The sequence below is a fragment of the Nocardioides marmorisolisilvae genome, assembly GCF_003725775.1.
GTDB lineage: Bacteria > Actinomycetota > Actinomycetes > Propionibacteriales > Nocardioidaceae > Marmoricola > Marmoricola marmorisolisilvae.
The window spans coordinates 1-23367 of sequence record NZ_RJSG01000002.1 but is presented as its reverse complement, the minus strand read 5'-3'; the positions used below and the strand labels follow the sequence as shown (position 1 = coordinate 23367).

25 protein-coding genes are annotated in these 23367 nt (G+C 70.2%); 9 read left to right on the top strand and 16 right to left on the bottom strand.

What is annotated here, in order from left to right; genetic code table 11:
• Nucleotides 1-18 precede the first annotated feature (18 nt).
• From EFL95_RS03810 to EFL95_RS03795, 4 genes are all read left to right on the top strand, one after another.
• Entirely contained in the window at nt 19-1371 is a 1353-nt protein-coding gene (locus EFL95_RS03810) for a zinc-dependent metalloprotease (RefSeq protein ID WP_123232748.1), read from the top strand.
• Nucleotides 1368-1916 carry an NUDIX hydrolase gene (locus tag EFL95_RS03805; RefSeq protein WP_123232747.1) on the top strand — a complete coding sequence of 183 codons (549 nt, stop codon included), beginning with the start codon at nt 1368-1370 and terminating at the stop codon, nt 1914-1916. The genes EFL95_RS03810 and EFL95_RS03805 overlap by 4 nt, the downstream gene beginning before the upstream one ends.
• Nucleotides 1916-2743 (top strand): alpha/beta fold hydrolase, encoded by an 828-nt coding sequence (locus EFL95_RS03800; protein WP_123232746.1) that lies wholly within the window; start codon nt 1916-1918, stop codon nt 2741-2743. The genes EFL95_RS03805 and EFL95_RS03800 overlap by 1 nt, the downstream gene beginning before the upstream one ends.
• Nucleotides 2744-2808: 65 nt before the next feature.
• Nucleotides 2809-4608, top strand: coding sequence for a phosphatidylglycerol lysyltransferase domain-containing protein (locus tag EFL95_RS03795; protein ID WP_123232745.1), 1800 nt, complete (start codon nt 2809-2811; stop codon nt 4606-4608).
• A 1-nt stretch (nt 4609) separates the two neighbouring features.
• Here EFL95_RS03795 and EFL95_RS03790 read toward each other — a convergent pair whose 3' ends face one another.
• The 3 genes from EFL95_RS03790 to EFL95_RS03780 form a co-directional block, all read right to left on the bottom strand.
• A complete protein-coding gene (locus EFL95_RS03790) occupies nt 4610-5125 on the bottom strand; it encodes a M48 metallopeptidase family protein (RefSeq protein WP_123232744.1) in 516 nt (171 codons plus the stop codon).
• A 26-nt stretch (nt 5126-5151) separates the two neighbouring features.
• Nucleotides 5152-6192, bottom strand: coding sequence for a PHP domain-containing protein (locus EFL95_RS03785; protein ID WP_123232743.1), 1041 nt, complete (start codon nt 6190-6192; stop codon nt 5152-5154).
• 261 nt (nt 6193-6453) lie between these two features.
• Nucleotides 6454-7260, bottom strand: a complete 807-nt coding sequence (locus tag EFL95_RS03780) for an enoyl-CoA hydratase/isomerase family protein (protein WP_123232742.1) — start codon at nt 7258-7260, stop codon at nt 6454-6456.
• Between the two features lie 228 nt (nt 7261-7488).
• Here EFL95_RS03780 and EFL95_RS19360 point away from each other — a divergent pair, with 228 nt between their 5' ends.
• The 3 genes from EFL95_RS19360 to EFL95_RS03770 all read left to right on the top strand — a co-directional run bounded on the left by EFL95_RS19360 (nt 7489) and on the right by EFL95_RS03770 (nt 10030).
• A complete protein-coding gene (locus EFL95_RS19360; protein WP_183407015.1) occupies nt 7489-7647 on the top strand; it encodes a DUF5679 domain-containing protein in 159 nt (52 codons plus the stop codon).
• Between the two features lie 170 nt (nt 7648-7817).
• Nucleotides 7818-8708 carry a hypothetical protein gene (locus EFL95_RS03775; protein WP_148044960.1) on the top strand — a complete coding sequence of 297 codons (891 nt, stop codon included), beginning with the start codon at nt 7818-7820 and terminating at the stop codon, nt 8706-8708.
• Complete coding sequence (locus EFL95_RS03770; RefSeq protein ID WP_123232740.1) at nt 8705-10030, top strand: ABC1 kinase family protein; 1326 nt, start codon at nt 8705-8707, stop codon at nt 10028-10030. Before EFL95_RS03775 ends, EFL95_RS03770 begins: the two co-directional genes overlap by 4 nt.
• Before the next feature lie 42 nt (nt 10031-10072).
• Here the strand turns inward: EFL95_RS03770 and EFL95_RS03765 are convergent, their stop codons facing one another.
• From EFL95_RS03765 to EFL95_RS03750, 4 genes are all read right to left on the bottom strand, one after another.
• Nucleotides 10073-10444 carry a hypothetical protein gene (locus EFL95_RS03765; RefSeq protein WP_148044959.1) on the bottom strand — a complete coding sequence of 124 codons (372 nt, stop codon included), beginning with the start codon at nt 10442-10444 and terminating at the stop codon, nt 10073-10075.
• The gene (locus tag EFL95_RS19355; protein WP_183407014.1) at nt 10441-10602 is read right to left on the bottom strand and encodes a hypothetical protein; all 162 of its coding nucleotides are present in this window, start codon (nt 10600-10602) and stop codon (nt 10441-10443) included. Before EFL95_RS19355 ends, EFL95_RS03765 begins: the two co-directional genes overlap by 4 nt.
• 419 nt (nt 10603-11021) lie before the next feature.
• On the bottom strand, nt 11022-11297 hold the full coding sequence (locus EFL95_RS03755; protein WP_123232737.1) for a WhiB family transcriptional regulator: 276 nt from the start codon (nt 11295-11297) through the stop codon (nt 11022-11024).
• Between the two features lie 436 nt (nt 11298-11733).
• Nucleotides 11734-13821, bottom strand: coding sequence for an ATP-dependent DNA helicase UvrD2 (locus EFL95_RS03750; RefSeq protein ID WP_183407013.1), 2088 nt, complete (start codon nt 13819-13821; stop codon nt 11734-11736).
• Between the two features lie 65 nt (nt 13822-13886).
• Between EFL95_RS03750 and EFL95_RS03745 the strand changes: the two genes are divergently transcribed.
• On the top strand, nt 13887-14177 hold the full coding sequence (locus tag EFL95_RS03745) for a mycoredoxin (protein WP_123232736.1): 291 nt from the start codon (nt 13887-13889) through the stop codon (nt 14175-14177).
• Here the strand turns inward: EFL95_RS03745 and EFL95_RS19170 are convergent.
• The 8 genes from EFL95_RS19170 to EFL95_RS03710 form a co-directional block, all read right to left on the bottom strand.
• A complete protein-coding gene (locus tag EFL95_RS19170; RefSeq protein WP_148044958.1) occupies nt 14137-14403 on the bottom strand; it encodes a hypothetical protein in 267 nt (88 codons plus the stop codon). The genes EFL95_RS03745 and EFL95_RS19170 overlap by 41 nt on opposite strands.
• 14 nt (nt 14404-14417) lie before the next feature.
• Complete coding sequence (locus EFL95_RS03740; RefSeq protein WP_123232735.1) at nt 14418-14816, bottom strand: DUF5990 family protein; 399 nt, start codon at nt 14814-14816, stop codon at nt 14418-14420.
• Between the two features lie 39 nt (nt 14817-14855).
• Nucleotides 14856-15752: an NAD(+) diphosphatase gene (gene nudC / locus EFL95_RS03735; protein WP_246004794.1), complete on the bottom strand. Its 897-nt coding sequence runs from the start codon at nt 15750-15752 to the stop codon at nt 14856-14858.
• Nucleotides 15749-17656 carry a M3 family metallopeptidase gene (locus EFL95_RS03730; RefSeq protein WP_123232733.1) on the bottom strand — a complete coding sequence of 636 codons (1908 nt, stop codon included), beginning with the start codon at nt 17654-17656 and terminating at the stop codon, nt 15749-15751. Before EFL95_RS03730 ends, nudC begins: the two co-directional genes overlap by 4 nt.
• Before the next feature lie 42 nt (nt 17657-17698).
• Nucleotides 17699-18151: a class F sortase gene (locus tag EFL95_RS03725; protein ID WP_183407012.1), complete on the bottom strand. Its 453-nt coding sequence runs from the start codon at nt 18149-18151 to the stop codon at nt 17699-17701.
• Between the two features lie 233 nt (nt 18152-18384).
• The gene (locus EFL95_RS03720) at nt 18385-20169 is read right to left on the bottom strand and encodes a hypothetical protein (RefSeq protein ID WP_123232731.1); all 1785 of its coding nucleotides are present in this window, start codon (nt 20167-20169) and stop codon (nt 18385-18387) included.
• Between the two features lie 95 nt (nt 20170-20264).
• The gene (locus EFL95_RS03715) at nt 20265-21365 is read right to left on the bottom strand and encodes a glycosyltransferase (protein WP_123232730.1); all 1101 of its coding nucleotides are present in this window, start codon (nt 21363-21365) and stop codon (nt 20265-20267) included.
• Nucleotides 21366-21373: 8 nt separating this feature from the next.
• Nucleotides 21374-21805 (bottom strand): DUF6941 family protein, encoded by a 432-nt coding sequence (locus tag EFL95_RS03710; protein ID WP_148044956.1) that lies wholly within the window; start codon nt 21803-21805, stop codon nt 21374-21376.
• A gap of 61 nt (nt 21806-21866) precedes the next feature.
• Here EFL95_RS03710 and deoD point away from each other — a divergent pair, with 61 nt between their 5' ends.
• Entirely contained in the window at nt 21867-22577 is a 711-nt protein-coding gene (gene deoD, locus EFL95_RS03705; RefSeq protein WP_123232728.1) for a purine-nucleoside phosphorylase, read from the top strand.
• Nucleotides 22578-22629: 52 nt separating this feature from the next.
• Here deoD and EFL95_RS19690 read toward each other — a convergent pair whose 3' ends face one another.
• A complete protein-coding gene (locus tag EFL95_RS19690; protein WP_221176317.1) occupies nt 22630-22896 on the bottom strand; it encodes a hypothetical protein in 267 nt (88 codons plus the stop codon).
• Between the last annotated feature and the right edge of the window lie 471 nt (nt 22897-23367).

Genomic DNA, 23367 nt, shown 5'->3' with positions numbered 1-23367 from the left:
GCCCGGTAACTTGGAGGTATGAGCGACAACGCCGGCCACACCCCTGACGAGCCGGAGGACAACACCCCGAACCCCTTCAAGGGCACGCCTTTCGAGTCCGTGTTCGCCTCCTTCGGCGCGAGCGGCGGCATGCCCGACCTCAGCAACCTCGACCTGAGCGCGCTGATGGGCCAGATGCAGTCCCTGATGCAGCCGTACGACGGGCCGGTGAACTGGCAGCTCGCCACCGACATCGCCCGCCGTACCGCAGCCGCCGAGCCCGACCCCAGCCAGGACCGCGGCGCGCACACCCGCGTCGCCGACGCGCTCCGGCTCGCGGACCACTGGCTCGACGAGACCACCTCGCTGCCCTCGGGCATCACCACCACCGCGGCCTGGAGCCGGGCCGACTGGATCGAGGAGACCACCGGCGTCTGGAGGGTCCTGGTCGAGCCGGTCGCCGAGCACGTGGTCGGTGCGATGAGCAACGCGCTGCCTGAGGAAGCCCGTGCGATGGCCGGTCCGCTGATCGGCATTATCGGGAAGGCCGGCGGCGCGATGTTCGGCTCCCAGGTCGGCCAGGCGCTGGGCGAGCTCTCCGGCGACGTGCTGACCGCCTCCGACATCGGACTGCCCCTCGGACCGGCGGGCAAGGCCGCCCTGGTCCCGCACAACGTGGCCGCGTTCGCCAAGGGCCTCGACGTCCCCGAGGACGACGTGCTCCTCTACCTGGCCCTGCGCGAGGCGGCCCACCAGCGGCTGTTCGCGCACGTGCCGTGGCTGCGCCAGCACCTGATCGCGGCGGTCGAGGACTTCGGTCGCGGCGTCACCATCGACATCAGCGGCATCGAGGAGACGCTCGGCCAGCTCGACCCGAGCAACCCCGAGGCGATCAGCGAGGCCATCAACGGCGGGCTCTTCGAGCCGAAGCAGCAGCCGTCCCAGACCGCCGCCCTCCAGCGCCTGGAGACCACGCTCGCGCTGGTCGAGGGCTGGGTCGACGAGGTCGTCGGCCAGGCCACCGCCGAGCGGATGCCGAACGCCGGCAAGCTCCAGGAGGCGATCCGGCGCCGCCGTGCCGCCGGTGGACCGGCCGAAGAGACGTTCGCCGCGCTGGTCGGCCTCGAGCTGCGGCCGCGCCGGCTGCGCGACGCCTCCGCGCTGTGGGGCTCGCTGCGCACCCGCCAGGGCCAGGACGCCCGCGACTCGGTCTGGGCCCACCCGGACCTGCTGCCGAGCGCCGCCGACCTCGACGACCCGCTGGGCTTCCGCGAGGACCTCGGCAGCGACGTGCCGGACGTCGACGACGAGGCCTTCGACAAGGCGCTGGCGGACCTGCTGGAGAACGAGAACCCGGACGCTCCCGAAGAGCCGGGACCCCGCGAGGCATGAACGACCTGCACGCGGACGCCCTGCGCGTCCTGTCCGGGTGGACCGCGCCCTCGGCCGAGCAGGACGCCTGGCGATCCGAGTACGTCGCGCACCTGGAGTCCCAGCCCGACGGCTTGAAAAAGGCCTGCTTCCCCGACCACCTCACCGCAGGAGCGCTCGTGCTCAACGCGGACGGCTCCCAGGTGCTGCTGAACCTGCACGGCAAGGCCCAGCGCTGGTTCGCCTTCGGCGGCCACCTGGAGCCCGAGGACACCACGCTGGCCGGCGCGGCGCTGCGCGAGGCGACCGAGGAGTCCGGCCTCGCCGACCTGGTCATCGACCCGGAGCCCGTGCACCTCTCGCTGCACACCGTCGACTTCTGCAATCCGCGCGGACCGGTGCGGCACCTCGACGTACGGTTCCTGGCCCGGCTCGGCGGTGACTCCCAGCCGGTCGTCAGCGACGAGTCGCTCGACGTGCGCTGGTTCTCCTCCGACGACCTGCCGACCGACGAGCCGGACATGGTCGACCTGATCCGGCTGGCCCGGGAACGCCAGCGGGCCTGATGCCGACCGTCGCGCTGCCCACGCACGAGCTCGCCTACGAGACCCGGGGCGACGGCCCGCCGGTGCTCCTCATCGGCGGGACCGGTGAACCGATGATCGCCTGGGAGTTCAGCGGCCTGGTCGACGCGCTCGTCGCCGCGGGCCACCAGGTGATCTGGTACGCCGCCCGCGGCGTCGCCCCCTCCGGCTGCCCGCCGCTCCCCTGGTCGGTGACCTCGATGGCCGAGGACGCCAGCGCGCTGCTCGACCACGTGGGGATCACGACCTGCACGGCCATCGGCTACTCCCTCGGTGGGTGGACGCTGGAGGAGCTCGTCCGTCGCGAGCCGCAGCGGATCACCCGCGCCGTCCTGCTGGCCAGCGCCGGCAGCCCCGCCGACGCGACGATCCGCGACGCCTGGACCGCTGCGGACCACGCGTTCGTGGACGCGGGTGGGCGGATCCCGGAGGAGTTCACCCGGCTGATGACGCTGATGACCTCCCTCGGCGGGCCCGAGCTGAGCGACCCGGCCCTGGTGGCCGAGTGGTGGGAGCTGCTGGGCGACCAGCAGGAGCAGTGGACCGGCGAGGGGGAGCTCGGCCAGGCCCAGGTCGCGAAGAGCTGGATCGAGGCCGGCGGCACGACCGGCGCCCCCTGGCCCGGCGTACCGGCGGCACTCGTCCACTTCGAGCACGACCCCCTCTACCCGCCCGCCGGAGCCGAGGCTGTCGCTGCGCACCTGGGCGGAGCCGAGGTCCAGATCGTGCCCGGCACGGGTCACGCCGGACTGTTCAACCAGGCGGAGGCGACGGTCGCCGCCCTGCTGCGCGCCGTGGCTTCTTCCTGAGATCTCGCTCACCTGCGGCGGGATCCGCGTTCGAACAGCCACTGCACAGGCGTAACGTGAAGTGAGTGAGCAGCTGGTTCTCCTCCCTGCGATCTCCGCTGTGGGTCAGCCGGATCGTGTTCGTCGTCGGCCTCGTCAGTCTCCTGAGCGCCTACCTCCCGAGCATCGCCGTCCGCACGCGGTTGATCGACTCGATGGTCCCCGACGCCTTCCCGGCCGCGGCCACCACCGGTGGCGCGGCCATCGGCGTCGTCCTGCTGGTGCTCTCGCGCGGCCTGCGTCGCGGCAAGGCGCGGGCGTGGACGGTGGCGCTGCTGCTCACCTCGCTCGCCGCGGCGATCCACCTGCTTCGCGGCCTCCAGGCCGAGCAGGCCTTCCTCTGCATCCTGCTGATCGTGCTGCTGGTGGCCTCGCGCAAGAACTTCACCGCCCGCCCGGACCCGCGCTCGCTGCGCCGGGTGGTGGCCATCCTCGTCGCCGGCCCACTCATCGGTACGGCGCTGGGCTGGCTCTGGCTCGCGGTCGACAGCGACGGCCAGGTCCCGGGCACCAGCAGCGGCGACCGGCTCGCCCAGGCAGCGCTGGGACTGCTCGGCATCCCCGGTCCGGTCGACTTCACCTCCACGCGCTCCCAGGCGGTCGTCACCGTGGGCCTGGCCGTGCTCGGCGCGGCCGTGCTGGTACTGGCGCTGGTCAACGCGATGGTGCCCTCGGGAGGCCCGCACCGGCTGACGCCGGAGGAGGACGAGCAGCTGCGCGACCTGCTCACCGAGTGGGGCTGGGTCGACTCGCTCAGCTACTTCGCCACCCGCGACGACCGTTCGGTCGTGTTCAGCCCGACCGGCCGCTCCGCGGTGTCGTACCGCGTCATCGGCGGCGTCTCGTTCGCGGCCGGTGACCCGCTCGGCCACCCCGACGACTGGCCGCAGGCCGTTGCCGCCTGGCTGGAGGAGGCCCAGAACTTCGGCTGGGCGCCGGCCAACCTCGGCTGCAGCGAGCGCGGTGCGCACGTCTACCACCAGGCCGGGCTCGAGGTGCTCGAGGTCGGCGACGAGGCGATCCTCCGGGTCGAGGAGTTCACCCTCGAGGGCCGTCCGATGCGGATGGTCCGCCAGGCGATCGCGCGGGCGACCCGCGCCGGTCTCACGGCCTCGGTGCACCGCGTCTCCAGCCTGACGCAGGCCGAGAAGGAGGAGCTGCGGGCGCGGGCCATCGACTGGCGCGACGGCTCGATCGAGCGCGGCTTCGCGATGGCCCTGGGCCGCTTCGGCCAGGCGCGCGACGACGACGGCATGGTGGTCATCGCGCGCGACCAGGAGTCCGGGGCCGCGGTCGGCTTCCTCTCGTTCGTCCCGTGGGGCGACGACGCGCTCTCGCTCGACCTGATGCGCCGGCACCCCGACGCCGTCAACGGCATCGTCGAGCTGATGGTCTCCACCCTGATGGCCGACGCCGAGCAGGTCGGGATCACTAAGGTGTCGCTGAACTTCTCGGCCTTCCGCAGCGTCTTTGCCCGCGGCGAGCGACTCGGTGCCGGTCCGGTGCTGCGCGCCTGGCGGGCGGTGCTGCTGTGGGCCTCGCGCTTCGCCCAGATCGAGGCGCTGTACCGCTCGAACGTGAAGTACCGGCCCGAGTGGGTCCCGCGCTACCTCGTCTACGGCGACGTCACCGACCTGCCGCGCGTGGCCACCGCGGTGCTCCGCGCCGAGGCGCTCGTGGTCGCCCCCGACTGGTACCGACGGATCAGCCGCAAGCCGTCGCGCGCGGGTGCGGTCGAGGAGATCCCGGCCGTGGACGCCGGCGTCGGCGACCCGGACCTGGCGCTTCCCGCGTCCGCCGAGGACGAGTCCGCGGCGCGCCGGTAGGTCAGTCGCAGGAGTCGAGCTCGAGGCTGGCCGCGGCGGCCACACCCTCGAGGTAGCCCTTGGCGCGCTCGGACTTCTCGAACTTGTCGACCCAGTGCCAGAAGCGGGCGTTGTGGTTCGGCTCGAGCAGGTGCGCCAGCTCGTGCAGGAGCACGTAGTCGACGACCCAGACCGGCATCGACTGCAGCCGGTCGGAGAGCCGGATGGTCTTCTCGCCGGTGGTGCACGAGCCCCAGCGGCTGTTCATGTTGTCGACCCAGCGGACCGAGGCCGGCACGGCCTTGCCGTGCAGGTAGTCGCGGGAGAGCTCCTTGGCCCGCTTCATCAGCTGCTCGTCGGTCCTGCGGCCACGCTGGCCGGACTTCTCGAGCTTGCCGAGCATGGTGTCGACCCACTCGGCTTCCTCGGCGCGGGTGAACCGGGCAGGGATCATCACGATCACCTTGCCGTCCTTGCGGTACGCCGACACCGTCCTGGTGCGCTTGGCAGAACGCCGGACCTCGACCTCAGGCCTCATGGCAGGACGGTACCGTCCGGCTCCCCCTAAATCCGGCTTTGCGCCCACGACACCAGGCGGTCCCTAGACCACGTGTTGACGATGCGGTCGGGATCGAGGCCCAGCTCCTCGGCGCGCGCGCAGCCGTAGACCTGGAAGTCCAGCTGACCCGGTGCGTGCGCATCGGAGTCGATCGAGAAGAGGCAGCCGGTGTCGATCGCGAGCTTCAGCAGCGTGGTCGGCGGGTCGCGTCGCTCGGGGCGGGCGTTGATCTCGACGGCCACCCCGTTCTCGGCGCACGCGGCGAAGACCTTCTCGGCCTCGAACTCCGACTGGGCCCGGGTGCCGCGGTTGCCGGTGACCAGACGACCGGTGCAGTGGCCGAGCACGTTGGTGAACGGGTTCTGCACGGCAGCGATCATCCGACGCGTCATCGCGTACTTGTCCATCGCCAGCTTCGAGTGCACCGAGGCGACCCGGACGTCGAGCTTCGCCAGCATCTCGTCGGTCTGGTCGAGCGCCCCGTCGTCGAGGATGTCGACCTCGATCCCCTTGAGCAGGGTGAACCCGCTTCCACCCAGGTGCGCGTTGACCGCCTCGACGACCTCGAGCTGCTTGTTGAGCCGCGAGATCGACAGGCCGTTGGCGACCTTGAGCCGCGGCGAGTGATCGGTGAGCACCAGGTACTCGTGACCGAGCTCGATCGCGGTGAACGCCATCTCCTCGATCGGCGAACCCCCGTCGGACCAGTCGCTGTGGCTGTGCAGGTCGCCCTTGAGCGCGGCCCGGATGTTCTCGCCGCCGTCGACCAGCGGTCCACCGACCTCGTCCTCGAGCTTGGCCAGCCGCGCCGGCGTAATGCCCTGGACGGCGGCCTCGATCACCTCGGCCGTCGAGGCACCGATCCCGGGGAGCTCGCGCAGCGTGCCGGCCGCGACCCGCGAGGCGACCTCGTCCGGGTCCAGCGGGAGCAGCACGTCCGCGGCCCCGCGGAAGGCCTTGACCTTGTAGGTCTCCGCACGGCTGCGCTCGAGCAGGAACGCGATCCGCCGCAGGGCGGCGACCGGACCGGCGTCGTACGAGGACATGAGCGCGATTCTGGCACCACCGGCCCCAAGCCCGGTTCTGAGCGCAAAGGTCGGAACTAGAACGTGATCCACAGCACATCGGGGGATGTCCACACAGTTTCCACAGGGTTATCCACAGGCCGTGGAGAATCTGTCCGATTGCTGCATTGACCGCGCTCGGAGCGCGCCCCTAGCGTGACGCCCAGAAAGGGCCCTCGGTCATCTTTCGGAGAGTGTTCGCAAGGGGAAGGCAAACACTCGAAGAAGCTGGCCGAGGGCCTTTTACACGCCCCGGAAGTTCGGCGTCCGCTTCTCCCGGGCGGCGCTGACGCCCTCCTGCAGGTCCGCGGTGGCCAGGGTGATCGGCTGGGCCAGCGCCTCCCACTGCACGGCGCTCTCGAAGTCGCGGTGGCCGCCGTCGCGCAGTGCGACCTTCGTGTAGCGGCTCGGGATCGGGGCCGTGCCAGCGATCTGCTCGGCGATGGCCTGCACCTCGGCGTCGAACGACTCCTGCGCGAAGACCTGGCTGACCAGGCCGATGCGCAGCGCCTCCTCGCCCTCGACGGCGCGACCGGTGAGCAACAGCTCGCGCGCAGCCGCGTCGCCCACGGCGTTCGGGAGCAGGTAGGTGGCCGCCATCCCCGGGTGCATCCCGAGGCGTACGAACGGCACCGACATCTTGGCGCCCTGCGCGGCGTACCGGATGTCGCAGGCCAGGGCCATGCAGAGACCGGCGCCCACGGCGTGGCCGTTGATCGCGGCGATGGTCGGCACCTCGAGCTTCCGGATCGAGAGCCAGGCTCGGTAGAACGCGATCATCCGGGTGCGCAGGTAGTCGACCTCGGCGTCCGGCTCCCCCGCGATCCACGCGGGATTGCCGCCCGAGCAGAAGGCGCTGCCCTCGCCCGTGACGACCACGACCCGTACGTCGGGATCAGCCGCGAGCTCGTCGATCGCACGCGTCCAGGACTCCGTCATGCCGTCCGACATGGCGTTGCGCTGGGCGGGGTTGTCGAGCACGAGACGGGCCACTCCGGGACTCGGACGCTCCAGGCGCAGATCGATCAGGGACTCACTCGAGGACGACATGCTCCGGAGGCTATCGCCGCCGGTGTCCTCCGAGCGGGCCACGGGACCTTTCTCACACGGACATTTCGGACACGCGACACGCTCAGGACACGCTCACGTAAGCGCACCCGGTGCGTGGTTTACGCGTGCGCGTGGTCTAGGGTCGAATTGGTCCTGAACGGACCCCGGCGGGTCTTCCCCAAGATTCTCGCCGCGACGACCACAGCAACAGGGATCAAGGAGGCCGTCATGGCGGAGAGCTGGAGCGGCGAGTTTTACTGCGTGAAGTGCAAGGAAAAGCGTGAGGCCGAGGGTCACATCGAGGTCAACGACAAGGGCACCAAGATGGCCAAGGCCACCTGCCCGGTCTGCGGCACCAAGCTGAACCGCATCCTCGGTCGCGCCTGAGCATCCGCTCAGTCCGACAAACACCCAAGCTTGCAAAGGCGGCGGGAGCCCCACCTCCGGGTGGGCGCCCCGCCGTTTTGCGTTCTCAGGAGCCTCTGAGCGCCTCCCGAGCGCAGGTCTGTGGAGCGCTCGAACGGCAACGTCGGGCTCCGCTCCTAGCATCCGGCGCCATGAACGAGCGCCTGCCTGAGCCCCGCCCCGTGATCGCCCCCGGTCTCGTCGTCCTCGCCCGGCCCGACGGCGAGCTCCAGATCGGGCTGACGCCCCGGCACCGGCTGCTGGTCACGGACTCCACCCAGACCCGCCGCACCCTGACCGCGCTCGCCCGCGGGGAGGCGCTCAACGACAGCGCGCGTCGGCTCCTGCCGCGTTTGCAGCCTGCGCTGCGGGACGGCGGCAGCCTCGTCCAGCCCGGGATCCCCGCGGCCGAGACCGCCGCGCTCAGCCTGCGCCACCCGCACACGGCGCCCTCGCGGCTGGCGGCCCGTCGTGGCACCGCGATCACGGTGGCCGGAGACCTCGCCCTCGACCCCCGCCCGCTGCTGCGTGCCACCGGCCTGGGCACCGCAGACCGTCCCGAGCGCTCGGTCACGCTGCTGCTCTGTGCCGGCGAACCCGACCGGGCCTCCTTGGACGTGCTCCTGCGCGAGCGCCGGCCGCACCTGCTGCTGCGCGCCGTCGAGGGCGAGATCCTGCTCGGTCCCTTCGTCGATCCGGGACGGACCGCCTGCCTGCGCTGCGTCGACCACCACCACGCTGAGGAGGACCCGCTGCACCCGCTGCTGGTCAGCAGGGCCGCACGACTGCTCAGACCCCGGGACCTGCCTGAGCCCGTCGACGCTGCCGTCGCGGCGATGGCGCTGGGGTGGGCGGTCCGCGACCTCGTCCGGTACGCCGAGGGCGACCCGATCAGCACCTGGTCGGCCACGGTCCGGCTCGGACCGGACGAGGTCGACCTCGCGCCGCGGGCGTGGATGCCGCACCCGGCGTGCGGCTGCGGGTGGGCTCGTTCCGGGGAACTGCCGGGCGCTCACGATCGATCCAGCACAATGGGTGCATGAGCGAGCTCCCTCGGAAGGCTGTGGCCCGGACGGCGCGTCTGGCCGCGCTCCCGCTCGGGTACGCCGGGCGCAGCGCGATCGGGCTGGGCAAGCGGATGGGCGGCAAGCCGGCCGAGGCCGTGATGACCGAGCTCCAGGCGCGCACCGCCGAGCAGCTCTTCCGCACGCTCGGTGAGCTCAAGGGCGGCGCGATGAAGCTCGGCCAGGCGCTCTCGATCTTCGAGTCGGCGCTGCCCGAGAACGTGGCCGCCCCCTACCGCGACCAGCTGACCAAGCTCCAGGACTCCGCTCCCCCGATGCCGACGATCACCGTGCGGCAGATCCTCAAGGACGAGCTGGGCGCCGAGGCGGGCCGCCTGACCGACCTCGATGCCGAGCCGGCGGCCGCCGCCTCGATCGGCCAGGTGCACCGCGCCCGCTGGGACGGCGAGGACGTCGCGGTGAAGGTGCAGTACCCCGGTGCCGGGGACGCACTGCGCAGCGATCTGCGCCAGCTGGCGCGCGTGGCCAAGACGCTCGGCCCGATCTTCCCGGGCGTGGACGTGAAGCCGCTGATCGCCGAGCTCCAGGCGCGCACCGAGGAGGAGCTGGACTACCGGCTTGAGGCCGAGGCCCAGTCGGTGTTCGCCGCGGCCTACGACGGCGACCCGCACATCGTGGTCCCGCGCGTGCTCGCCGGCAACGAGAAGGTGCTGGTGACCTCCTGGATGGAAAGCCCCGCCTCGCTCGCCCAGGTGATCCGCGAGGGCACGCCCGACGAGCGCAACCACTACGGCGAGCTGTTCGCGCGGTTCCTGTTCGGAGCACCGGCGCGGACCGGGCTCCTGCACGCCGACCCGCACCCGGGCAACTTCCGACTGCTGCCGACGAAGGACGGCTCCCCGGGGAAGCTGGGCGTGCTCGACTACGGCGCCGTCGCACGGCTGCCGGAGCGGACGCTGCCGCCGTCGCTGGGCCACTCGCTGCGGCTGGCGTGCGAGGACGACTACGACGCCCTGGTGACCCAGTTCCGGGCCGAGGGCTTCATCCGCGAGGGCATCCGGATGGACGCCGACAAGCTGCGCTCCTACCTCGCGCCCCTGGTCGAGCCGGGCCGGGTCGAGGAGTTCACGTTCTCCCGGGCCTGGATCCAGGAGCAGTTCCGCCGGCTCAACGACCCCAAGGGCGACGCCTACGCGACCATGCTGCGGCTGAACCTGCCGCCGTCCTACCTGCTGATCCACCGCACCTGGGTCGGCGCCGGCGGCGTGCTCAGCCAGCTGGGCGCGACCGTGCCGCTGCGCCAGATCCTGCTCGAGACGCTGCCCGGGTTCGGTTCCTGAGGAGGTTGCGCAGCAACCGCCTCGAAGGACGCTGACTAGGGGTCAGTGCAGGATGTAGGAGCCCGCCGCGCGGCAGGCTTTGTCCAGGCCGACGATCGACTGGTAGACGCCGTCCTGGGCGCCGTCGAACTTCGGTCCGCGACCGGCTGCGGCCAGGGTCTTCGCAGCCGAGATCACCGGGTCGAGGGCGTCCCGCGCCTGGGAATCGCCGACCTTGCGCAGCGAGGCGAGGTGGTCGACGTAGGCGGTCTGGGAGGCCGGGTTGGAGGCGACCAACCCGTCGTAGACCTGGTGGGCGCCCGGGCAGATCGCCTCGAGCGTCACGTGGCCGCCGGGATCGGCCTTCTGGTGGGGCTTGGCGGAGCCGCAGCCCGTCGCGAGCAGGAGCAGCGCGACCAGGACGGCGCGGCTCACCACCACTCGCTGTCGAGCTTGGACTCCATCGCGCGCAGGTGCTCGCGCGAGCAGGTCTCGCAGAACCACTGGGGACGGCCGCGCTCGACGGCCGAGGTCCAGGTCAGCGGCGGCGGGTCGGACTCGGAGACCGCGCCGCAGAACGAGCAGGCGAGCATGGGCCCACGGTAGCCGGATCGAGGTGTCCGGACATGACGAAGGCCGGGCCGACAGCGAGCTTGTCGCTGTCGACCCGGCCTTGCTGTTTCCCGCGATCGAACGAGAAGTCAGGTACTTCGGTCCCTGAGGAGGTTGTTCTGCAACCGTCTCGAAGGGTGCTCAGATCACGCGGGCCAAGGCCAGACGCGCCTGTGCAGCGGCGCGCTCAGCCTTGCGGGAGAGGCGCCTAGCGGCCGCGAGCTGCTGCCCGCGACGCGCACTCTGCGCCTGCTGGAGGCGCGAGCTCATATGCTCTCGCGCCAGCTCCTCTGCAAAGAGGTTGCTCATGATGGTGCTCCGTTCAAAAGTTTGGTTCATGGTGGTCTTCTCTGTGTCCCCGTTAGTTGGTGCTCTCGGCGTCAGGTGCTGACGCAGCCGTTCAGGCTGCGACCTCGTTCTTGCGCGGGCGTCCTCGGGGGCGCTTGCGGGGGATCACCACTCCTTGGAGGAACAGTTCCCCACCCCAGACGCCCCAGGGCTCACGCCGCTCGAGTGCTCCTGCGAGGCACTCGGCGCGAACGGGGCAGTCAAGGCACAGGGCCTTGGCCAGCTCGACGTCGGTGGGCGATTCGGCGAAGAACAGGTCCGAGTCGTTCACCCGGCACGGAAGCAGTTCCTCGTCGACACCTTTCGGGTCCAGAACGCTGATGCTCATGTGTCACCTCCTTCATCTCTATCGATCGCGGTTGTGAAGCTGAAAATCTCTGTGAGAAACACGAAGGCCGCGGATCCCTTGGTTTGGGATTCCGCGGCCTTGGAGGTGCCGGTCGATGAGCGTGGACTCATGTGACTGGTGGACTCCAAGGCAGGTGTCCCTTAACCGGGGTGGCCTGGACGGCATCTGCGTGACGCTTGAGCGTGGCCGTGCCGGCGTAGAAGCCGGAGGCCATCGGGCGCACGTCACCCATGCCAAAACCGTGAGCGGGCACGATGGACGTAGACCGGATCACGGTGTTGCGCCAGGACTGGCAAGTCGTTGCGTTCATTGGTCGTGCACCTCCTCTAGGTTTCGGGCGCCGGCGTTGTCAGAGCCGTGTGTGCGCGTTGTTTGCGTTTGCACAAGGTACGCCGGGGATAACACAGCGCGCAAACTATTTATGGACAGGATTTTTTCCTGCGAGAACGGCCAGAAGATCGTCACCGTACTTCTCGAGCTTGGACGGGCCGATTCCGTTGATCCGCAGCATTCCGGCCCGGTTCGACGGCTTCACCTCGGCGATCGCCTCCAGGGTCGCGTCGGAGAAGACCACGAACGCGGGCACCTCCTCGGCCTCGGCCCGCCCCCGACGCCACGTCTTGAGGGTCTCGAACAGCTCCTCGTCGTACGGGATCGGGCAGTCGGCGCAGAAGCCCCGGTTGCGCTCGCGCGCGCTGGCCAGCGGCTTCTGGCAGAGCTTGCAGGTAGCCGCCTTGCCGCGGCGGCGCGACTTCGCGGCCGTCGGTGAATCAGCCCGGTCCATGATCGAGGCCGGGCGCAGCGAGGCCAGGAAGCGGGACGGCTTGCGGCGGGCCTGGCCACCGGGGTTCCGGGCCAGCGACCAGGAGATCATCAGGTTCTTGCGGGCGCGGGTGATGCCGACGTAGAGCAGCCGGCGCTCCTCCTCCACGGCTGCCGGGGTGTCGGCGTAGGTGATCGGCATCGAGCCCTCCTGCATGCCGGCCAGGAAGACCGCGTCCCACTCCAGGCCCTTGGCGGTGTGCAGGGTGGCCAGCGTGACGCCCTCGGCGACCGGAGCGTGCTGCTCGTTGGCGCGCCGGTCGAGCTCGGCGACGAGGCCCTCCAGGGTCGGGGCCAGCTCGGCGGCCGCGTACTCCTCGGCCTGGGAGACCAGCGCCATCAGCGACTCCCACCGGTCGCGGGCCTGCCCGCGGGCCGTCGGCGCCTCCGGCGTCCAGCCCATGCCGGCCAGAACACCGCGGACCTGGTCGAGCAGGCCTTCGCGGGCCGCCTCACCGGCGCGCAGGCTGGCGCGCAGCAGCGCCAGCGCCTGGCGGACCTCGGGACGCTCGAAGAAGCGGGCGGCCCCCCGGACGACGTACGGGATCGAGCGGGCGGTCAGCGCCTCCTCGAAGGTCTCGGACTGGGCGTTGATCCGGAACAGCACCGCCATCTCCCGCAGCGGGGTCCCGGCGGCCTGGAGGCGGAGGATCTCGGTGGCCACGGCGTCGGCCTCAGCGACCTCGTCGGCGGCCTCACGCCAGGCGAGGTCGGCGCCGCTCGGCTGCTGGGCGCGCAGCTCGACGGCGCCGGTGCTGGTGCCGTGAAGCAGACCGTTGGCGGCGGCGATCACCTGAGGGGTCGAGCGGTAGTTGCGGACCAGCTCGACGTTCGTGGTGCCCGGGTACTTCTTGGCGAAGTCGGTCAGGTACGACGAGCGGGCACCCGCGAACGAGTAGATCGTCTGTGCCGGGTCGCCGACCACGCACAGCTCGTCACGCCCGCCGAGCCACAGGTCCAGCAGCGCGGACTGGATCGGGCTGACGTCCTGGAACTCGTCGACGACGAACCACTTGTACTGGCTGCGCACCTGGGCGGCCACCCGCTCGTCCTCGGCCAGCAGGGCGGCGCCGATGAGCAGGACGTCCTCCATGTCCATCCGGCCCTGCTCGCGCTTGAGCTCCTCGTAAGTGGAGAAGACGTGGCCGACCGTCGCGGCGTCCAGGCCGTTGACCTCACGGCCATGCTGCGGCGCGATCGCCTCGTAGTCGTCGGGCCGGACGTTGCTGACCTTGGCCCACTCGATCTCGCTGGCCAGGTCGCGCAGCCGGGCCTGGTCGGTCTCGACCCGGTTGCGGCGGGCCGCTCCGGCGACGACCGGGATCTTGGACGCGGTCAGCTCCGGTGGCTCCCCGCCGTACACCCGCGGCCAGAAGTAGCGCACCTGGCGCAGGGCTGCGGAGTGGAACGTCCGGGCCTGGACCCCGGGAGCGCCGAGGCCACGCAACCGGGTGCGCATCTCCCCCGCCGCCCGTGTCGTGAAGGTGACCGCGAGGACCTCAGCGGGGTTGTAGACGCCCGTGGCCACGCCGTACGCGATCCGGTGGGTGATCGCCCGGGTCTTGCCCGTGCCCGCACCGGCCAGGACCCGCACCGGCCCTCGCAGCGCCTCAGCCACCTGGCGCTGCTCAGGGTCCAGGCCCTCCAGCAAGCGGTCGGTCAGGAGACGTTCGGAGCTCACGGGAAGGTTTCACCTCTGGTCCTGGTTGGAATACCTGAAGCCTAGTTGTGAGGACGGACAAGCAGATGTCGGACCAGACCACTGACCACAGCGCTACCGAGGAGCGGGTGGGCCAGTTCACGATGTACTCCACCCCGTGGTGCGGTTACTGCCACCGGCTGAAGAGTCAGCTGGACCGCGAGGGCATCGAGTTCACCGTCGTCGACATCGAGCAGGAGCCGGCCGCCGCCGACCTGGTGATGCGGGTCAACAACGGCAACCAGACAGTCCCGACCCTCGTCTACTCGGACGGCACCGCGCAGACGAACCCGTCGGTCATTCAGGTGAAGGCGAAGCTGGCCGAGCTCGGCGCCTGAGCGGCCACGGGAAGCGCGTTTCTCGTCCGCTCCAGAGGTAACGGACCTCCGAGAGCAGCCGGACGAACCAGTAGTCGAACGCAGCCGCGAACAGGAAGCTGAAGACGAAGCCTTCCCAGGAGTGGGTCCGAAGCACCAGCGTGCTCACGGACGCGGCGCAGAAGCCCACGAGCACCAGGGCGAGCACGTCGACAGCCTTGAGATAGACCGGGCGACGCTTGCTCACAGCTGCAGCGTAGATCAGACCCACTCGAGCGCGGGCGGCTTCAGCCGGGCGCACCGCGGCATGCCGGCGTGGTCGGTCAGGTGGACGCGAGCCGTGACAGTCCCAGCGTTCGGGTCCGGTACGTCGGCCAGCATCAGCTTGGCCCGGCGGAACATCGTGAACGCGTCCCCGGAGCCTTCACCCCAGGTCAGGTAGACGAACCGCTCACCGCGACGGCCGTGCACCGCCGGCCCCCGGAAGTCGACGCCGTCGTCGGTTTTCAACACCTGGATGTTGAGGTCCCAACGTGCGCTGTCGGCATCACCCCGGACCAGGCCGTCGGGATCCTTGCGGATCTGCACGCCCACGTGGACGTCCTGGTAGCTGCCGCAGCTCGCGCCCGGCAGGTGGTGACCCTCAAGAATCAGCTCCACGTCGTCACCTGGGTTTCGACAGGCTCAACCTGCGAGGGGTCACCACTGCCCCGGGAGCGGACCGCCGTACCAGTGCTCGATGAGCGACCGGGAGATGGAGATGCCACCGGGCAGCACCAGCGTGCCCGCCTCGGCCTCGGCCTTCATCTGCTCGCGCGTGAACCAGCGGGCGTCCTCGATCTCGAGGCCGTCGACCGAGATGTCGGCCGAGGTCGCCTTCGCGATGCAGCCGATCATCAGGCTGCGCGGCAACGGCCAGGGCTGGCTGCCGAAGTACTCGACGTCGCCGACCTTGATGCCCGACTCCTCGTAGACCTCGCGACGTACGGCCTGCTCGATGGATTCCCCCGGCTCCACGAAGCCGGCCAGGGTCGAGTAGCGACCGGGCGGCCAGGACGGGTGCCGGCCCAGCAGACAGCGGTCGTCGGGGGCCTCACCGTCCGCGACCACCATGATCACCGCCGGGTCGGTGCGCGGGAACTCCTCGCGACCGCAGTCGGTGCAGCGCAGCACGTGGCCGAGCTGCATCGGCTCGTACGTCCCGCCGCAGCGGATGCAGTGCCGGGTGGCCCACAGCCACTCTGCGATCCCGATCGCGTGCACGATCAGGGCCGCCTGCTCGCCGGTGTCGTCGGCGAGCGCCGGCACCAGCCCGCGCAGGGGCATCCAGGACTGGTCGGCATGGCTGCCGTCGATGATCACCGCGAACCAGACGGTCCCGTCGCGCTCGCCGAGCAGCACCTTCGTGCCCTCAGGCGCCTGGCTCGGCGGGACCCAGGCGAGTCCGGCGTCCACGACCTGCACCCGGGTTCCGGCCACGACCAGGACCCTCGTGTTCTCGTCATCGGCCCACACCTCGGCGAGCCAGGCCTCGTCCGTACGGCGCTCGGCGACCCGGTCGTGCGGGTGCCGCGACAGCGCGATCTCGACGGTCACCGGTTCATCCACTCCGCGAAGGCCTCCGCGTTGTAGGGACGGCCGAGGAACTCCGCGACCAGGTCAGCGGCGTCCGCCGAGCCGCCAGCGGCCAGGATGGTGTCCCGGTAACGGGTGGCTCGCTCGGCGTTGAACAGGTCGTCGGGGTCGAAGGCGCTGAACAGGTCCTTCGCGATCACCAGCGACCACATGTAGGTGTAGTACGCCGAGGTGTAGCCGTCGAGGTGGCCGAAGCCGGCGTGGAAGTGCGTGTCGGGCAGCGGCGTGATGAGGCTGTACTGCGGGTAGAGCTCCTCCATCCGCGCTGTCAGGTCGTCGGGCACCTCGAGGTGGAAGCGGTAGGAGATCGCCGCGTAGAGCATCTGGGTCCGGGCCAGGAAGCCCTTCCCGAACTCGTCGGCCGCCCGCATCGCCTCGACCAGCTCGGTCGGGATCGGGGTGCCGGACTCATCGGTGGCGAACATCTGAAGGACCCGGGCATCCCAGGCCCACTCCTCGAGCATCTGCGAGGGCGCCTCGACGAAGTCCCACTCGGTCGCAACCCCGGAGAAGCGCACCCACGGGTGCCGACCGGCCAGCGTGTGGTGCATCAGGTGGCCGAACTCGTGGAAGAGCGTGACGACCTCGTCGTGGTCCATCAACCCGCGCGGGAAGTTGCAGACCAGGACACCCTCGGGCAGGTGGCGGTCGCCCACGCCGGAGACCAGGTCGAACTGGGCTGCGTGGTTGTACTTGCGGTCCCGCGGGTGCAGGTCGAGGTGGATCCGACCCAGGTGCTCACCGTCGAGGTGCACGTCGTAGGAGGTGACCTCCTCGTGCCAGGTCGGGGCGTCCACCGGCTCGTAGACCAGGCCGAAGAGGCGCCCGGTGACGTCCAGCAGGCCCTGGTGGACCTTGGCGAAGTCGAAGTACGTGCGGACCTCTTGGGCATCGACGCCGTACTGCTCGCGCTTGACCGCCTCGAAGCAGTAGCGCCAGCTCGCCTGGTCGATGTCGGCGATGCCGTCCTGGGCGCCCCGCTCGGCGAGGACTGCGCGCTCGCGGCGACCGGCATCCCCGGCGTCGGAGGTGATCTGCTCGACGAACTCGGCGATGGCCGCACCCTTGCCGATCATCTTGACCTCGGCGTCGTAGTCCGGCCAGTCGGCGTAGCCCACCAGGTGAGCCTTCTCCCGGCGCAGCTCGAGCAGGTCGTGGAGGACCTCCTCGTTCACGGGGTAGGCGAGGTTGAAGTACTCCATCGCGACGGCCTTCCGGGCTTCGGCGTCGCGGCTGTAGGTCATGAACGGGATGACGTCCGGGTACTCAGTGGTGATCGCCACCAGACCGTCCGTGCCCGGCTGGTGCTCAGCGATGAAGTCCTCGGGCAGACCGTCGAGCGCCTCCGGAGCCACGCGCGCCGTACGCCGGCCGTCGCGGATGTTGCGGCTGAACGCCTGGCTCAGCTCGGTCTCGCGTTCGTTGAGGGCTCGCAGCCGCTCGCGGGTCTCGTCCTCCTGGTCGACCCCGGAACGACGGAAGGAACGCAGCGCGTCCCGCAGCACCCGGCGGGCGCCCGCCTCCAGTCCGTCCTCGGACAGCGACGACAGCTGGTCGAAGACTTCGCGGTCCAGGAGCAGGTCGTTGGCGAACCGTCGGACCTCGATCTCGATCTCCTCGGCCAGCTCGATCACCGCCGAGTCCGGGTGCACCGAGGAGAGCAGGCTGGTGACCGCCGAGGCGTTGGCGAGCGAGATCGAGGCGTCGTTCCAGAGCTCGAGGATCGCCACCTCACCCGCGGTCGCGGTCTTGAGCGCCGCGATCTGGTCCCCCGCGGTCCGCAGCGACCCACGAGCCCGCTCATCGAGCCAACCGGCCCAGTCCTCGTCGCGGGTGGGTAGAGCCAGGGGAGACAGGGTCGTCATGCTTCGCAGGCTAGCCCGTGAGCCCCTGCCGGGTCCGGTGAGTTACCTCACCGCAGTCACCACCAGGTTCGACGTGTAGTGGAACCCTCCCTGAGGAGTCGTGACCCGGACGGCACAGGTGACCAGGTTGAGCTCCCTCCGGGAAGCCGCGGAGAACATCGCGGCGGGCAGACCCTGGGCGCGTGGAACCAGCCTGATCCGGACCACCCGGAAGGACGCGGTGTCCCCGCTCGGGGTGGTCCAGAAGATTCTCGCGCCCAGCTTGATCCGGATCAGAGGGTGAAGCGCACCGGGCCGGTCGTGCTCGTCGGAGACGTGCCCGGCCAGGACACTCGCTCCCACCACGTCCCCGGCCCGCGCCGTGCTGGTCAGCCAGCCGACCCGCTCGACGTCGTTCGGCACCGCCATCGCGGTCCCGTCCAGTCCGACGGCGTCGATCGGTGCCGCGATGCCCAGGCTCGGGATCCGCAGCGTCCCGCCGGCTCCGGGCCGCACGAGCGCCGCCGGGGCACGGTAGGTGCGGGTCAGGTACCGCGGCCTCGGATGGAACGTCGGCGCCGACGCAGGCGCTGACGCGGGCGCCGCCACCGGTCGAACCGAAGCTTTCGGCGCCGTGCCTGGGTCGGTCGGGTGCGACCAGACGAACGGGACTCCGAGGAGCGCGACCGATGCCGTCGAGGCCCCGACCAGCGCCGCGGTCCGCCGCAGCCTCGCCCGGCCACGGTGCTTCACCGCCGCCCTCGGCTGGCCGGGCCCGACGGGATCTCCGGCACGACCGGGGTCGCGGGACGAGTGACCAGGACCGTCTCCGACGCCTCGCCGGGCTTCGTCCGCACGGCCGTGGTCGTGGTTGTCGCGGCCACGTGCTCGGTGTAGGTGAAACAGCCCGGGACACCGACCTTCACAGCCGTGGTCAGGTAGCGACCGTCGCGGGGCGCTTTGAACGACCCCGACGCGGCAACCTTCGCCTTCGACCAGCTCAGGCGGGCGCACGATCCACTCCGTGGAGCAACCGGTCCGAGCAGCTGCCAGCCGACGGTGATCTCGGACTTGGCCGTCAGCCCAGAGATGTCCACCAGGTCGCGCAGTGGATCTCCGACCCGCACGTGCTGGGAGGAAGCAACGGTGTGCACGGTCGGCCTCCTGGGGGCGAGGGTCTTCGGCCTCTCCACGACGGTGGTCTCGTCGGCGATCCCGCACGGCGTCGTCACCGGATTGGCCAGGTCGTCGCCCGGCATCGACTCGGTCCACACGTAGTAGCCCGGGTCGTCGATCTTCACCGTCGGCGTCGTGAAGGTGCCGTTCTTCGCGACCTGGAAGGTGACCTCGCCGGTCTTGGCCTCGGCGGTGCACGACTGGGCGGTCGGTCGGGAGGGGAACGGCCCGAACAGCGTCGCGGTGACCTGTTGGGTCGAGCCCGATGGCAGCCCCGAGACCGTGACGAGGTCGGCGAGCGACGTGCCGGGCAGGGCAGTGGGCGCGGACGTCCGGGTGGTCACGGTCGGGGTCCCCTTCACGATCTCGGTCTCCACCTTGGCCTCGGCCGCTGTGCGGTTGCGCTGACCGATCCAGCCGCGCTGGACACCGTTGTCGGCCGCCGTCGAGCCACCGTGGGTGTGCCAACCGTCCAGCCGCAGCAGCTCGCCGTTGCCTGAGGGCGCCGAGGTGGTCGCCTTGATGGACGCCTGGCCGACCGCCGTGGGAGTCACCTTCACGGTCACCGCGCTGGTCTTGGTGGTCACCGATGACGGGCAGGTGATCGGGCCGTAGCAGGCCAGGGACACCTTGAGCCCGGGGATCGGGTGGTGTCCGGCCGAGAGCACCGAGACCTGGTACTCCTGGGTGTCGCCGAGCTCGATCTGGGTCTGCTTGCCGCCGTCGAGCACCAACGTCCCAGGCCCTCGGTAGCGCGAGGCGTCATCCCACATCGAGCGCGCGATCGTCAGCATGCTGCCCGAGAGCCCTCCCGTCGGCGCGGCCACCGTGCCGCCGACCTTGAGCCCCGGCTTGTAGACGACCGTGCCGTCGGGCCTGATCGCGTCCGACATCACCTCACGGATGATCAGGGCGATCGCCGCGTCCTTGCCGTCGCTGCCGGTCGAGCCGTTCGGAGCCTGGGTCGAGATCAGGTAGTTGAGCGCAGCGACCTCAGCAGCCCCGATCTTCTTGCCGAGCTGGTTCATCAGCGGATTGGTGTCGACCACCGACGCACTGCTCACGATCCGCGAGTCGTAGAGGTAGTCGATGCAGAAGAAGACCTTGCCGTTGTCGGCCTTGTAGCTGCCGATCCAGGTGTAGCCGGTGCCGGACTTGGCCGTGTACTTCAGGCACATGCCGTTGACGAGGTTCGGGTCGAACTTCTTGCAGGTGGTCTTGGAGACCTCGGTCGCGGCCGAGGCGAACGGCGGGCCACCCGGCGAGGCGAAGGTCAGGACCAGCGACCCGAGCAGGACGAGGAGGACGCTGACGATGATCGAACGTTGGCGCAGGGCGCGATGACGAGGTGTGGGCATGGCGCCACGGTCGCTGGCGTCGCCACCCGTCGACGACCCGTCGTACCGGCCCTGTGGACCACGGGGTCCTCAGGTCGGCCTGTGGGCCGGAAACGTCAGACCTGGAAGCCGAGCCCCTGGGCGGCGAACCGCTTGTTGTCGCGGATCCGCTGGCGCTGCTCCTTGGGCGCCCGCCCGTTGTCGAGCAGGTCGTTGCACGCCTGGAGGGTCAGGTCGTACTCGCCGAGCCAGTACGCCGCGACCGCCAGCTCGTCGACGAGCTTCCACTCGTACCAGTCCCGCTCGACGAAGAGCACGTCCTCCGAGATCGGCAGCGCCAGCGCCCGCTCGACGAACATCTTGGCCGAGGGCCACCGGTCCCCCAGCTCGCGGCAGTACACCGCGAGGTCTCCGAGCGCCTCGACCCGCGAGGGACGCGCGTCGTGAGCGCGCAGCAGCCGGTCGATGACCTCGGCCGGCGGACGCCCCAGGCCCTTGGCGAGGCGTCCGGCCTGCAGCAGCGACCAGTAGACCTCCTGGTCGAACCCGCCCATGGCTGCGCGCGCCTCGTACGCCGCCAGCGCCTTCTCGGTCTGCAGGGAATCCCGCAGGCTCTGCGCGAGGTAGAACGCGTAGCGGGTGTTGTCGGGCTCGTCGATGAGCGCCTGCTCGAGGACGATGACGTCGGCGGAGTACTTGTCGACGTCGCTCTGCTGGCTGCGCGCACCGTCGCGGGTGCACTCCATGACCAGCCCGTCGAGGTAGCCGACTGTGTGCGGGCGACCGATGCTCAGGTACTCGTGGATGACCCCGACGTAGTGCCACGGCAGGTCGCTGCGCAGCAGGATCGGCAGTCGGTAGATCAGGTTCCCGAGGTTGAAGTCGACGTCGTAGGCCTCCTCGGTGAACTCGGGCCGCACATAGCGGTCCGGCACGTGGAGCTTGTCGTCGGCGTCCACGAGGAGCAGGTAGTCGCCGTGCTCCTTGGCCAGGTCGATCGCCTGCTGCCGGTTGTGCGCGAAATCGACCCAGGGCCGCTCGTGCAGCTCACCGGGGACGCCGGCCAGGTGCTCGCGGATCACGTCCTGGGTGCCGTCGGTCGAGCCGGTGTCGACGATGCACCAGGTGTCGTACATCGGCCGGGCGATGTCCAGGCAGCGACGGATGATGCTGGCCTCGTTCTTGACGATCATCGTCAAGCAGATCTGCTGCGACATGGCGGGCCCTAGCTCTGCGCGACCGCTTCGACGCGGAAGAAGATCCGGCGGAGGTCGTCACCGTCCAGGCTGCACACCAGCTCGTAGCCGCCGAGCTCGGCCAGCGGCACCCCCTGGAAGTTGAAGGCGAAGGAGATCGTCTGGTCGTCGATGACGGGTGCGTTGCTGCCGTTCAGGTGCAGCTCTCCACCGACGGTGCCGCCGGCTGCCTCACCGAAGAGCCGCGCCGGCTCGTCGTCCTCGGTCTCCAGCCGCAGGCCCAGCACGTGGTTGCCGGCGGCCTGCGACGGCGGCACGGTGACCGTGCCCGCGACGCTGAAGTTGACCACGTAGGGACCGGGTCCGTCCGGCACGTACATGCGGTCGATCCCGCCGCCGTTGATGAACAGCTTGTCGCCGGACACCTGGCCGTAGTCGCAAAGCACCACATCGAGTTGCATGGTGGCGAGCCTAGTGGGACCGAGGTGACCCGCACCGGCGTTCGGCGACTACGTTGAGCCCATGAGCACCCATATCGGCGCCCAACCCGGACAGATCGCTCCGACCGTGCTGCTGCCCGGCGATCCGCTGCGTGCGAAGTGGATCGCGGAGACCTTCCTCGAGGACGCAACCTGCTACTCCGAGGTTCGCGGCATGTTCGGCTTCACCGGAACCTGGAACGGCCAGCCGGTCTCGGTGCAGGGCTCCGGGATGGGTCAGCCGTCGATGGCGATCTACGTCAACGAGCTCTACAACGAGTACGACGTCCAGCAGATCATCCGCGTCGGCTCCTGCGGCGCCCTCACTGCCGACATCGCGATCCGCGACGTCGTGATCGCCTCAGGCGCCTGCACCGACTCGAGCATGAACCGCCACCGCTTCCTGGGCCTGGACTACGCGCCCGTGGCCGACTTCGACCTGCTGAGAGCCGCTGTGGACGCTGCCAGGGCACGCGAGGACATCACGACCCATGTGGGCCTCATCTACTCGTCCGACAGCTTCTACAACCCGCGTGCGGCCGAGCTGGGCAAGCCGCTGGTCGACCACGGCGTGCTCGCCGTGGAGATGGAGGCCTCGTCCCTCTACACATTGGCGGCGTCCTACCAGCGCAAGGCGCTGGCGATCTGCACCGTCTCGGACCACATCGTCACCGGTGAGGAGACGACGGCCGCTGAGCGGGAGCAGACCTTCGGCGCCATGGTCGAGGTCGCGCTGGCCGCTGCGCTGGGCTGAGAACAACGAAGGGCCCGGCCAGAGGCCGGGCCCTTCGTTTGCTTTGCTGCCCTTACTGGGCGCAGATCGCGTAGGCGGTAATCGTCGGCATGTTGTTGTTGTTCGAGTTCACCGTGATGATCGCCTGGGCGGTCCAGGTGCCAGCGACACCCGGAGTGCTCGCGTAACTCTGCGAGACCGCAGCCTTTGCGGCCGAGCCCTGCGTGATGTTCGCCCCGCCACCGATCAGAGTCCTACCAGCCGGGCAAGACACGGTCGACGTAAACAAGGTTCCGACGCCGGGGTTGTTGGTCGTACTGGCCGGCGAAGAGTCGACCACCTGGGTAACGGTGGCCAATCCGGAAGAACCCGTGGCGCCGGTCGCACCCGCTGCACCGGTAGCACCCGTGGCACCGGTAGCACCCGTGGCACCCGTCGCACCGGTAACACCTTGCGCACCCGCCTGGCCCGTTCCGCCCGTTGCACCAGCCGAACCGGTCGAACCGGCCGCGCCTGTCGCACCGGTTGCACCCGTGGCGCCGGTCGCACCGGTCACACCCTGGGCGCCGGCCTGACCGGTCGCACCAGTAGCTCCGGTAGCTCCGGTGTTACCGGTGGCACCCTGAGCACCAGTCGCGCCGGTGTTGCCCGTCGCACCCTGAGCACCCGTGGCTCCAGTGTTGCCCGTCGCGCCCTGGGCGCCGGTGGCACCGTCGTTGCCGTTCGTGCCGTTGTTGCCCGTAGCACCGGTCGCGCCGGTCGCGCCGGTAGCGCCGTCAGCACCCGTGGCACCGGTAGCTCCGGTCACACC